The sequence below is a fragment of the Paenibacillus sp. R-74696 genome, assembly GCF_055814915.1.
In genome coordinates this window covers 51,999-64,762 of sequence record NZ_JBPULM010000046.1, presented here as the reverse complement: position 1 = coordinate 64,762, position 12,764 = coordinate 51,999, and the positions used below count along the sequence as shown (strand labels likewise).

At 48.1% G+C, this 12,764-nt stretch carries 10 protein-coding genes; 9 read left to right on the top strand and 1 reads right to left on the bottom strand.

All coding sequences use genetic code 11. The features are described 5' to 3' along the window. The first annotated feature begins 251 nt into the window (after window positions 1-251). From ACSR9A_RS24850 to ACSR9A_RS24835, 4 genes are all read left to right on the top strand, one after another. Window positions 252-1,145, top strand: a complete 894-nt coding sequence (locus ACSR9A_RS24850; RefSeq protein ID WP_473761253.1) for an ABC transporter permease — start codon at window positions 252-254, stop codon at window positions 1,143-1,145. A 34-nt stretch (window positions 1,146-1,179) separates the two neighbouring features. Continuing rightward, on the top strand, window positions 1,180-2,076 hold the full coding sequence (locus tag ACSR9A_RS24845) for a carbohydrate ABC transporter permease (RefSeq protein ID WP_473760353.1): 897 nt from the start codon (window positions 1,180-1,182) through the stop codon (window positions 2,074-2,076). A gap of 73 nt (window positions 2,077-2,149) precedes the next feature. After that, window positions 2,150-3,757, top strand: a complete 1,608-nt coding sequence (locus ACSR9A_RS24840) for an ABC transporter substrate-binding protein (RefSeq protein ID WP_473760351.1) — start codon at window positions 2,150-2,152, stop codon at window positions 3,755-3,757. 319 nt (window positions 3,758-4,076) lie between these two features. After that, on the top strand, window positions 4,077-5,000 hold the full coding sequence (locus ACSR9A_RS24835; RefSeq protein ID WP_473760350.1) for an aldose epimerase family protein: 924 nt from the start codon (window positions 4,077-4,079) through the stop codon (window positions 4,998-5,000). Between the two features lie 475 nt (window positions 5,001-5,475). On the opposite strand, the gene ACSR9A_RS24830 is transcribed toward ACSR9A_RS24835, so the two are convergent. Continuing rightward, on the bottom strand, window positions 5,476-6,753 hold the full coding sequence (locus ACSR9A_RS24830) for an MFS transporter (RefSeq protein ID WP_473760347.1): 1,278 nt from the start codon (window positions 6,751-6,753) through the stop codon (window positions 5,476-5,478). 146 nt (window positions 6,754-6,899) lie between these two features. Here ACSR9A_RS24830 and ACSR9A_RS24825 point away from each other — a divergent pair, with 146 nt between their 5' ends. From ACSR9A_RS24825 to ACSR9A_RS24805, 5 genes are read left to right on the top strand one after another with little or no spacing between them, the layout of a single operon-like run. After that, window positions 6,900-7,709: an acyl carrier protein gene (locus ACSR9A_RS24825; protein ID WP_473760345.1), complete on the top strand. Its 810-nt coding sequence runs from the start codon at window positions 6,900-6,902 to the stop codon at window positions 7,707-7,709. Then, window positions 7,706-7,981 carry a hypothetical protein gene (locus ACSR9A_RS24820; RefSeq protein ID WP_473760343.1) on the top strand — a complete coding sequence of 92 codons (276 nt, stop codon included), beginning with the start codon at window positions 7,706-7,708 and terminating at the stop codon, window positions 7,979-7,981. Before ACSR9A_RS24825 ends, ACSR9A_RS24820 begins: the two co-directional genes overlap by 4 nt. Before the next feature lie 14 nt (window positions 7,982-7,995). Further along, complete coding sequence (locus ACSR9A_RS24815) at window positions 7,996-9,165, top strand: beta-ketoacyl-[acyl-carrier-protein] synthase family protein (RefSeq protein ID WP_473760341.1); 1,170 nt, start codon at window positions 7,996-7,998, stop codon at window positions 9,163-9,165. A 3-nt stretch (window positions 9,166-9,168) separates the two neighbouring features. Next, window positions 9,169-9,993: a hypothetical protein gene (locus ACSR9A_RS24810; protein ID WP_473760339.1), complete on the top strand. Its 825-nt coding sequence runs from the start codon at window positions 9,169-9,171 to the stop codon at window positions 9,991-9,993. Further along, window positions 9,971-12,745: an AMP-binding protein gene (locus tag ACSR9A_RS24805; RefSeq protein ID WP_473760337.1), complete on the top strand. Its 2,775-nt coding sequence runs from the start codon at window positions 9,971-9,973 to the stop codon at window positions 12,743-12,745. Before ACSR9A_RS24810 ends, ACSR9A_RS24805 begins: the two co-directional genes overlap by 23 nt. The last annotated feature ends 19 nt before the right edge of the window (window positions 12,746-12,764 follow it).

Below are 12,764 nucleotides of genomic sequence, written 5' to 3'. Positions count from 1 at the left end.
CTCCCCGATGCCGCTTCTTTGCGCTTACCGTCAGCATGACGGCAAGCATAAGAAATCAAAGGTAAACGTAGGTTTGCCGCATATCGTCGCATTCCCATCCTGACTACAATAAAGACAGAGAGAGCAAAGATGAGAATCGAAAACGGAAGGTGATGCATTTGAGTACAAAAGCCCATCCTGCATTTGGCGCAGACGCCGCAAGGGCAACGAAGCGTTCGAAAAGCGGAAGTAGAGGCGGCCTGTTCAAGGATATGAAGTCCAACTGGGTCCTTTATATGATGTTTGCCCCAATCGCCATTTTTTTTATTATATTTTCCTACATTCCGATGGCTGGCATCGTCATGGCTTTTCAATCCTACACGGTGAAGGGCGGCATCTTCGGCAGTCCTTGGGTAGGCTTTGAGAACTTCAGCTACTTTTTTCAATCGGGGAAGGCGTGGCTCGTTACCCGCAATACCATCGTATACAATGTCATCTTCTTGACCTGCTACACCTTCTTCTCGATACTGGCGGCTATCGTGATCTCGGAAATTCAGAAGAAGTGGTTCAAAAAGCTGTCTCAGACGCTGATGTTTCTGCCTTATTTCATATCGTGGGTTACCGTATCGGCATTTGTCTACAATTTCTTGAATTACGAATACGGCATCATTAACCGCATACTGGCTTATTTTCAGGTGGACGCGCTCGATATTTATTCCACGACATGGTATTGGTATTTAATTCTTCCGTTTCTGTATGTGTGGAAATGGGTCGGCTATGGCAGCGTCCTCTACTTGGCTGCTATCGTCGGCATCGACCAGGAAGTGTATGAAGCGGCGACGATTGATGGAGCTACACGATTTCAGAAAATTTTCAAAATAACGCTGCCGCTTCTGAAGCCGACGATGATTATTTTGCTGCTGCTAGGTCTTGGAAGAATTATGCGCGGGGAATTTGATATGTTCTACCAATTGATCGGCAACAATGGCTTGCTTATGGACGCGACAGACATCATCGATACGCTTGCATTCAGATCCTTGATGGGTACGGCGGACTTCGGCATGGCATCTTCCGTTGGCTTTTATCAGTCGGTGCTGACGCTGATCATTATTTTGAGCGCGAACTGGCTCGTTCGCCGATATGACAAGGATCAGGCTCTGTTCTAGAAATATTAAATCCAAGACAAGCGGGTGATTGTTTATGAATGGCCATGTTGCCAATAAGAAGCTGAATTCGTCTCCGATGTATACAGCCATCTCGTATGTTATCGTATCCTGCATTGCGCTAGTGTGCGTATTGCCCTTCATCGTGCTTATAGCTGGAGCTTTCTCTTCGGAGAGCTCGGTGTTAAAGGACGGATATTGGTTTTATCCGCGCGAATTTTCGCTAGAGGCCTTCACGTATATTTTCCGGTATCCGCAAGACTTGCTTTCGGGGTATAAAGTATCCATCATCGTGACGGTGATCGGCACAGTCCTCTCGCTGTTTATTTCTACAATGGCCGCGTACGTGCTGTGCCGAAAGGAACTCAAGTACCGCAATGCGCTATCGTTTTTCCTGTTCTTCACAACGCTGTTCAGCGGCGGTCTAGCACCTTACTATATCTGGATCAGCCGCAATCTGGGTCTTTCCAATACGTATCTGGTGCTGATTTTGGCGCCGATGTTCAATGTCATGTACATCTTGATTTTGAGAAGCTTCATTAGGGGGTCTGTACCTGAGCCGCTTATTGAATCCGCCAAAATTGACGGTGCGGGAGATTTGCGCATATTCCTGCAGATGGTGCTGCCGCTGTCAAAGCCGGCGCTGGCATCCATCGGCGTATTCACTGCTCTCGCCTACTGGAACGATTGGTGGACAGCTATGATGTTTACGAACAAGGATCATTTGGTTCCCCTGCAGTATTTGCTGTACAAAATGCTATCGGCGATTAATTTGTCTGCTGCGATGGCGCAGCATGTAACGAGCATGGACACGCCGAAGGAGACGTTCAAGCTGGCGATGACCGTCATTGCGACGGGGCCTATCGTTGCGGTGTTCCCATTCGTGCAAAAATATTTTGTCAGCGGTATTACAATCGGCGCGGTTAAAGGCTGATATGGGCTCCGGCTACAGCCGGTGTTTATATAAAACAAACAAAAATGCAAACAAAAAAAGGGAGGCAGTTTAGATGAAAAGTTTAAAAAGCAGCACTCTTTCCATTATGGTTATTGTTTTATTCGTAATGACGCTTGCGGCATGCAGTGGAAGCAATGCGGGAAGCTCCGCTGCGAATGCTCCAACAGGCACAGCGAGTACAGAGGCGGGGAGCGTGGAAGCGGGCAAGCCGGATAACGCTAAGGAGGTCAAGCTTGTCGGATATTTGCTGGGCGAAGCTCCGAAGGGCATGCCCGAGGTGATGACAGCTTTGAACGAGAAGCTGAAGAAGGATATTAACGCTACGCTGGAGATCAACTATATCGGATGGGGAGATGTCGCCTCCAAATATCCGCTGATTCTCGCTTCCGGTGAAAATGTTGACTTCGTGTTTGCGGCGGACTGGAATTTTTATGTATCGGAAGCCAACAAAGGGTCGTTTTTAGGAATTGACGAGAGCATGCTGAAAACCTACATGCCGAAATATTATGAGAAACAGGACCCTGCGGCATACAAAGCGGCGAAAATCAATGGCACCTCGTATATGATTCCAACCACGACGCCAGACCGCAAAGTAGGCGTAATCGTGCTTCGCAAAGATATTTTAGATAAAGCAGGGGTAACGAGCCCAACGCAGATTTCCCAACTGGAGCCTTATTTTGCCGAAGTAAAGAAAAGCTATCCCGATATGATTCCGTTGAATCTGGACTCGCAGTATGATCTTCCGGCGCCGTTTGGCGCTTTGGTCGGCGAGAAGTTTGCTTATGCCGGAGCTCCGATGGATTCCGGTGACCCGTCCTCCATTGGCGTATTTTCGGACAATGAGGACCCTGAGGGCAAGCTGCTCTCCCTTACGGATGAGCCTGTTCAAAGCTCATTCAAATATGCGGCCGAAACGATGAAAAAATGGTACGATGCCGGCTATGTGAACAAAAACCCGTACTCCAACAAGGTTCGCTCAAAGGACAGCTTCTGTGAAGGGAAGTCTGGCGTTGCCTTCGGCAATTCCATTGATATTCAAGCTACGCTTGCTGCCTGTCAGGATAAAGGCATTGAAACCTATGTCATGCCTGTACTGTCCCCGTCGGGCCATGCGCCTTCAAGCAGCTGGCTGAACAACGGTATCGCAATTGCCGCAAATTCGGAAAACCCGGAGAGGGCTCTGCAGGCGCTTGATCTGATCATGCAGGATGAGTCTTACGTGTACCTTGCCTATTACGGCATTGAGGGCAAAAACTATGCGATTACCGCTGACGACAAAATTTCGCTTCCGGAAGGCGTGACGGCGGAGACGAACTCCTATCCGGCCGACGCGGCAGGCTTCTGGTTCGTCAACAAGGACTTCTTCAAGCCGAGTGCAGCATGGACGGATTCCTACATTGAGCTGAACAGCAAAATTAAGGACCTCCTTGCCCCACCAACATATTTAGGCTTCTCGTTCAACTCGGAAAATGTGAAATCGCAAATCGCTAATTTGAAAAATGTTTCGTCCCAATACTTCCTTCCGATTGCCATCGGCGCGGTCAAAAATGTCGACGATTCATTCGCTACGTTGAATGAAAAGCTGAAGGCAGCGGGTATCGATAAAGTGAGGACGGAAGTAGATACGCAAGCGAAGTCATTTCTCGCCAGCAAAAACTAAGCTAAAGCAGCGCTTTTCGCAGTTGGAAAAAGCATGACCTGAGCATGTGCGCACAGTACTTGAACATGGAGAAGACGAGATGCTCATGGTATTTGGGGTGTATCGCCAATAGCGGAAGGCAGCAGACGAAAGAGGGGCGATCGACACCAAATCGATCGTCCCTCTTCAATTATCCACACAGCATTTGGCCAAGCGGAGCCTCACGGCAGCAAGCTGCGGTGATCTAAGGGGCAGCTTCAACTATCTTTGGCCAGCGAATGGCAGGAGCTTTTGGTAGTTTTGTTGTGTTCTAACATTCATCAGGAACGGAGTTGAACGGATGCAAGAGCTGCAATCCAATCTGTATCAGAGCAAGTATAAGGGGATGACGTCCTATGTTGCAGAGAGTGAGCTAATACGGGTAGAGCTGGTGCCGGCGCTGGGCGGGAAGCTAGTATCGCTGCTTGGTTCCGGCGAACGGCCGCTGAGAGTGCCAGTGTATGGATCGACCTTCATCGACTGGGACATGAGCGGCTGGGATGAATGCTTCCCGACCATCGAAAGCTGCCTTATAGATGTGGCCGATGCTGGTGAAATTATGCTGCCGGATCACGGCGAAATCTGGTCGCTCCCTTGGGAAGCGAGCATATCGGGAGGAGTCATTACGGCGTCCGTGCAGGGCCGTCAGCTTCCTTTCCGTTTTTCTAGGGCGTTGGAGCTGACCGGCAGCAGCTCTTTTGCCCTGCGCTATGAGGCGCATCATACAGGCGAGATCCCTTTCAGCTTTCTTTGGGCTGCTCATCCCCAGTTCAACGTGGACGAACCGACGCAAATTTTGATCCCGGAGGAGATACTAGCGCTTCGCTGTGTATTCGGCGGTCAAACGCACGAAGTGGACGCCACATACGAGGTTTCGCGGCCATGGATTATTGGTCCGGCATGCACTGGTGACGGTATGAAGTTTTATGATCCGGGTAACGGGAATGAAGCTTGGTCCGGCCTTTACGGAATGAGCACCCGCAATTATTTGTATGTGAGAGTGGACAAGACGACGGTCCCCTACTGGGGTGTCTGGATCGATCAAGGCATATGCAACGACCGGACAACAGTCGCATTGGAGCCGGGCATCGGTTACTATGATTCATTAACGAGGGCTGTGGAGAACGGTACGGCGATCACCTTAAAGCCCGGCGAATGCTACCGCTGGCGACTTGATATTGAAATCGGCCAAGAGAACAAGGAAACATCCGTCAAGCAGCTCTAGGCTCTATCAGTTTTGGAAACTTGTGTTCTTTATGTAGCTCTATCTCCCATTAGTGCCAAAAAGCCTACCGTACAGCATATCTTAATGACTTTACCTAATTCAATCAAATCAAAAAAATTTGAGTATGCCGAGAAGGGGAACCGAATTGTCTTCCTAGGAAAAGGCCTCTTATTTAAAGAGTTTTTTCTCATTTATGATAAAAAAGATCGCATTGTGGAGATTCAAGAATTTGGATTTTTTAATAAGAAGAAGTAGAGATATTCTACTTAAGGCCCATGCAAACGAGCATGGGCCTGTTTGATTTGTACACCATTCTATGCTTACTACACTTGTGAACAGAGCCAATTTTATAGAGGAATAGAGCTAATATTAAAAAATGGTAAAGGCTGAAAAAAGGTGAATCCTCTCAATCTAATAAATGTTAATCCGTGAAATATAGATAATATCATTAGAATGGACCGAAACGGTATAGTCGTTACATGGATTGGGTTTTTTGTTGATTATTGCTAGCGATATCGGCAATTGGGTTGATCTGAAGCTTCAAACGAAACATCAGAGAGATGACAACTGTGGAGACAATAAACGCAATGCCTGAGCATATGTACATGAAGGCTAATGGCAGGAACGTGCTAAGCCATCCGGAAACCATGGTCATGAGTACCATGGAGCCCATGAAGATCGGGCCAAAAGCTCCGTTAACTCTTCCGACATAAGCTTCATCCGTCGTTTTCATGACAATGGAGTTAATTCCCACTTGTATGAAGGGGAGGACAAAACCGCGAATGAACTGCATCGCCAGAGATAAGGAGAGAAGGGTTGAAAATCCCATGCCGATCACGGAGAAGGCGCTGAAGAGATTGCCGATGGCTAAAATTTTCTGAGAGGGTACAAGCTTCGAGATTCCTACAACGAGCAAACCTCCAGCAATGGTTGCTACAACATTGGTACTGGCAAACCACTGATAATATTCTTTATCCAATTGCAGCTGATCAACGACGATGAAAATGCCGAGCGGCTGAATGATACCGACCGCAATTCCCCCTAGGCCGTAAGCGATGCCAAGCAAACGAAGTGCCGGATTTTGAAAGACATATGTAAAGCCGCCGCGTAATTCAAACCAGAAGGAATCCCTTTTGTTCCCGGTTTTGTCCTGCTTGTCTGGTGGCAGCAAGGTTAAAGTGATGGCCGACAATACAAATGCGATGGCTACTAATGCGAGGGAAACGTTAATGCCGTATGCGCTATAAACGAAAGTTCCAAATACCGGACCTATGACCACAAAGACGCTAATCAACGTTTGGTACATCGCCATGCCTGTCTGAATATGCTCCTCCGGCACATGCTGCTTAAATAATTTCATTCCGGAGGGCTGAGAGAATTGCGATAGGACCGCGGATAGCAGCGTCGTGAAGAATATTGCTTTCCATGAGCCTGCGATTAAGGCTGCCAGGATGGCCAGCAGCGATAGGGCACTGAGCAAATCACAGTAAATCATGGTTTTTTTGGGTTTCCAACGATCCGCAAACGTTCCGCCGATGACAGAGAAGATGAGAATCGGTGCAAATTCGGCCACATAGAGCAGTGACACGGCAACGGTATCGTTATTCGTCATTTCCATAACGAACAGTAGAATGGCAAAATTCCGCATCCAGACGCCTATTTGCAGAAACAGACTGGATATCAGAATGACGCGAATAAACTTGTTGCCGAAAAAATCGGACGCAGATAAAAACCGTTTTACTCTTTGCACCATGATTGATCGCTCCTATTAATCTTTGATCTTTCCGTCTTTGCATTAAAAATACCACGAACCGCTCACACCTACAACAGAACCTTAAAATGTGGATACATTATGTGATTTCAGCTATTAACGATTAATAGAAAGGAGGTGAATACAATTTGGAAGACCAAAATCAATTGAAGTGGATTATCTTGCAAATGCTTGTGACCTCAAACAGCCGTACCACGGATTTGCTCGAGGTTATAACGATGGATCGGCTGCGGCCTATTGTTGCGAGTCAATCTCATGTATCCGGAGGGAAGATCTTGCGCGAGTCTTTCCTGATTACGGAGAGGGATGGGCGGTATGTATCGCAGAATATCGTTTTAATTGATCCGGCCTACGTTCCCTCTATGCTGCTGGAGCAGATTATGAGTAAGAAGGAGGGAATCGGTCATGTGCTCAGAGTAAACCATACTCGTGATATTCGGAGCATGATTCAGTACGGCTGGCGGCTGACAGCCGAGGCCGTGGATTTATTCGATAAACCATATCACCTTCGATTTCAAGAGCATCGCCGGGTTCCATTCAAGGAATATAAGATGACTTTTCCTCCATTTCAGGAAAGCGGCGTGCATCTCATCGAATATTTTAATCCAGATATGATCCGAATGAATACCAAATCGACCCAGCCATTTATGGATGAGGAAGGGGACTACGATAGGATGAACAGACAACAAATGTTCGATGAAGTGATGAATATGATCACCAGGCAGATGAATATACAGATGAATCAAGACGAGGTTGACGAGACAATGCCACTTGGGGACAAGGGGCTCGAGCTTGACTCTATTCAAATTATCGAGCTTGCTGCAAGAATAGAGACGCAGTTCGGCTTGACAATAGCCGATAGCGAGCTCATTCAAATTAGCGGGTATACGGTCGGACAACTGATTGGCACTCTGCATGAGCGAGTCAATGCAGTATGAACGAGAGTCCGCTGATAAGCAAGGGGGCAATCAAAAGTCTGCTGCTAGAGAATCAGTTGTTCGTCTCAAGGCCAGATGAGTTAAACGATGATTCAGTTATTATGATGGATTCTTTATGCCTCATATGGTTTCTCGATATGCTTGAGCATCGCAATCATATCTTTTTGCAGCTTGAAGACGGGGACTACGAGCGCTTCGACTCCATCATATCCATTTACCGGCTCATTCAGGAGAAGGGAGTAATGATCGAGAAGCATACGAACATGATGTGAGAAAGGGGTACGCGATGAGCAAGCGGGTAGTGGTAACGGGAATCGGTTTAATGATTCCAAACGGATTTGGAGAAGAGGCCGTTAAGAGGAGCGTACTGACGGGAGAGCATCTTTTTAGGCCGGTTACACGCTTCGACAGCACACCTTTCCGGGCTGCTTTCGCAGCGGAATCCGATTTCAAGGGAACCTTGCTCGGGCTGGGGATACGCTTGGCCGAGGAGGCCGTTGCTTCCTCCGGCATAAACGATTTATCGGAATCGTCCATTGTACTCGGCCTGCAAGGCGATTACAATGCGCTTCAACAGTACTGGAGGTTGAAGTCCTCCGGTCAACATTCAGCAATACCGCTATCAGAATTTCTGCCATCCTACCATTTGAAGGTATTGGCTGACCTGTACCGAGTTAACGGCAACGGAAGGAAAATAAGCTTAAACAATGCTTGTATTGCTTCCAGCAACGCGATAGGCGTCGCTTACGAGCTTATCAGGAGGGGACAATCGGATACAGCACTTTGCGGCGGATATTCTCTGGTAACGGAAGAGATGTTTGCGAAGTTTAATTCAGGCCGCGCCTTTGCTTCGGACGGTCGCGTAAGGGCATTTTCGGCCAATAGATCAGGCATGCTGCTCGGGGATGGCGGCGCTATGCTCCTGCTCGAAAGTCTGGAGCATGCCGAGAAGCGCGGAGCTACGATTCTGGCGGAAATGCTTGGCTGGGGACTATCCTGCGACGCCTTCCATGTGTGCCAGCCTCACCCTGATGGAACCGGTATGGCACTTGCCATTGAGCGGGCATTGGCCGCAGCTTCTATTCAAAAGGAAGAAATAGATTATATTCATGCCCATGGAACAGGCACTCCTCTTAATGACCGTGCAGAAACGGCGGCGATTAAGCAAGCGTTTGGTCCGAAGGCTTATGATACACCGATCTCATCGACGAAGACGGTGACGGGACATATTCTGGAAGGCACAGGAGCAGTTGAGACCGCTCTCTCCATCTTGGCTATGAAGCACAACACGATTCCGCCCACGATGGGGTATGAACAGAAGGATCCCAATTGCGACTTGGACTATGTACCGAATTACCCAAGGAAGAAGCAGCTGAACAAGGTTATTAATTTAAATGCATCCTTCGGGGGCAACAATACGGCTATTGTTCTGCAAAAATCGGTTGAGAGGGGGTAATTTATGCTGAAGGTGACAGCGACTGAATGCTTAGGTCCATGGGGACATTCCATCGAAGGTCTCGCCGATTATGCGGATATGCTTAAAGCGGCGGAAGAGCCAACCCGGTCGATTGCGATAGAACCCGTCCCCGGTTTTATCGAATCCGCCTTCAATCCCATGGTGTATCAGATTTTGAAAAAACATGTGGAGTCGGGTACGATTCGCTCGCACCAGAAGCTGGCTATTTTGCTTGGCAGTGCGTTTGGCGATACGGCTACTGCAGATCGGGCAAGTCAGAACTTGCTTCAAGGCAAAGTTCATAATCCTTTATTGTTTTATCAATCCGTTCCTAATTCCATTCTTGGCTACGCTTCCAAACAATTTGGCTTTACCGGCTTGATATCAGCGGTCTCCCACTTCGGGAACGGGCTTGTCTCCTTGCTCGATCTAGCTGCAATCTATATGGATCAACCAGATGTTGAGCAGGTACTAGTCATTGGAGTAGAGCTGCAAAGCAGCCGTTCCGACGAACTGCTTGCGGAGCTTGTTGATTCAGAGGTGACCTTGCGATCATGCGATCATGCCATCTCGCTCTTACTGGAGAGCGCCAAGGGAGATGGTTTCTCAGATTCTGGCGATGAGCTTCTTATTTATATTGAAGCGGTCGAAAGCTTGACTGAGCCCTTGAGCACCGGGCTGCCTGTACGACCGTTTGCCGGCAACCAAGGGTTAGCGGATTTGGTCATTGCTGTCGATCGATTAAAAAAAGGGGAATTAGCCGCCCCGGTTATTATTTACGATTATGAATTCGGTGGAGGCTGCCATGCAATTAAACTCAATCGATAAGCAAGCATTCTATCAGGCGTTGATTTCAAGCTCAGCAGAGCCCTCGCGCTTGGCTATGAAATTCTCTTCTTCTGTAACGTACGGGCAGCTTTTCGAGGAAATCGAAAGAGGGCGGCTGCAGCTGTCGGAAGCAGGCGTCAAGGAAGGGGATCTCATTGCGCTGCAAGTCAAAAGCTCCCTGACCTTTGTTTATATGTTATTTGCCGTATGGAGTCAAGGGGCTCAGGCGATGCTGCTGGACAGCCGTTTGAAACGGACGGAAACCGAGGCGTTGCTGCAGGAATATGGTCCACACTATTATATTCGCTCAACCGATCAGAGTCATCCGCTGGCAACCTTTGCCGAAAAAGTTTCCTTCGAAATCGTGAAGCTCCAGCAAAGCAAAAGCTGCGAGCCCGAATGCGTGCTTCATTTGTTCACATCGGGCTCAACGGGCAAGCCGAAAGCAATCGGTAGAACGGCAGAAGCGATCCTTGGCGATCTGCACAAATTGACAGCGGTACCTTTGTTATCAAGCGATGATCGTGTTCTGGCCTTGTCCCCGCTTACGCATACATTCGGTTTGCTTAATGGACTGCTGCTCACATTATTCACAGGGTCGTGCTTATATTTTCCGCGAAGTCACCAGAGCCAATCTATCCTTCAGACACTCCGGGAGGAAAGGATTACGGTGATGTATGGCGTTCCGTTCCACTATCAACTATTAGGACAAGCGCCGGGTTCGGGGCCTCTCCCTGACCTTAAGCATGCCATTTCTGCTGGGGAGGCTCTCTCTCTAGAGGTTTATGAAGCTTTTTACGACAGATATGGAGTCAGGATCGGTCAGCAATACGGGACAAGCGAGACCGGCGTTCTGACCATGGACTGGGACGGCAAATATCCGGAGAGCGTAGGTCGCCCGCTGCCGGGAGTAAGCTTGCGGATTGAGAACGATGAGGTGCTGGCGGAATTGCGGGAATCTCCCTATCTTCCTCGTACCGTGAACGAAAGATGGAGCAAGGGATGGTTCAACACATCGGATACGGGTTCCATTAACGAGGAGCAGTTTTTATATTTAGCCGGGCGTTCAGACAGTATTAAGATAATCGGCGGACTTAAAGTGAATCTTCAGGAGATCGAGCTTAAGCTGAAGTGCCACCCGAAAATCCGTAATGCGCTTGTCTGTTTGTCAGAGGACAACAAGATTATTGAAGCTCATATTGAGCGGCAGGAATCATTGCTGGAGTCCAGCTTGCTGGAATGGTGTCGAGAACACATGGCCGATTATAAAGTGCCTAGACGGTTTTATTGGACAAGCAAGCTTCCAAGAACATCGACGGGCAAGTTGATTCGGATAAATCCCCATTTACTGAATCGGGAGGAGGAACGGTTGCAGAAGCTGCTGTACCAGGAACCTCAAAAGGTGTCACTGCTGCTGGAGCTCGGATCTTTATACGAAAAGCAAGGCCGGCTGCTTGAAGCCAATGATCTCTATAGGAGAGCGAAACGTTCCGCAGTCTCTAGTGAATATATGCCTGAGATTGAGAAAGATCTTGCGCGTATTCACATGCTTATGGAACGCGCTGCATTCACGAAGAGAGACTTTGCGGCTTCATTAAATAAAGTAGTAAGTATTTATTGCTATGGTCGAAGCGGCACGCATTTGATGAAAAGTCTGCTAGACGGTCATCCGAATATTATATTAACCATGTTGAACGGTATGGAAATTTTCAAGCTGTGGCAATCAACGATCAAACCGAGTGAAGGGAGCATGGACAAGGAGGGAATCGTTGATGCGATATTCAAAACGTTCCCTGACGAGTTCAATGAGGGCTGCATTCTTGAAGAACCGAAGCAAAACGGGATGTGCGCCTTAGGTGAAGGCAGAGATCAGATTTTCTCGATTGACCGAGCCCAATTTAAGACGGCATTTCTGGAAATTACGGAGTCGGCGGATCTGATGGACAAGGCATTTTTCTACCAAGCCGTACAGCTTGCGGCATCCTGCGCGATGGGAAGAACCTATGACTTCACCTCAGAGCTTCCGGTCATTATTGAAGGTGGCATTCACTTCGGAACGAGCGTCGCGGAGACCGAGCAGTTCATTGAGCATTTTCCCTTCGCTAAATTATTTCATATGATTCGAAATCCCGTTATTGCGTTTGCTTCCGCACTGAACTACCAGTTGCATGCAGGCAAAGCGAGTGTTTATAACTTATGCTTTCAACTGCAAGCTCTGTTCCATGGCGTCCCTGTATCAGCGCGCTGGACAGACCGGACGTATTTGGTGAAACTAGAGGATTTGCATGTAAAGCCGGAGGCTACACTTGAGCTTATATGCAAGCATCTGGGCATTGATTGGGATGAAAGCTTGCTTCACAGCACGTTTGGCGGCATGAAATGGTGGAATTCATTAACATCCGAGGTTGTTTCCGGATTTAATACACGTACCATCTCGAAATCTTATGATGAGTTATTGTCTTCTTTCGACAAATTCAGGCTTGAGAGCATGCTTCGAATTAAATACCGGGCATGGGGTTATCCAGGACACGATTATTACAACTACGATAACCTGATGGAGCTCCTGGCATTCCCGTTTAAGTTTGAGAAGCAATATGGAGAGTTCATAGAGAACCCTGCCATTATTCGTACGATGGTACATCGTCTGTGCATGAAATTACTCGCAGAAGAGCATGAGCTTGGCGACACCGACAGATTGGAATATCAAGTCCAATTATTGTCTGAGCGTCAAGTGGACAATGCCGTGCGATAAGGGGGCTGGGTGAGAGTGG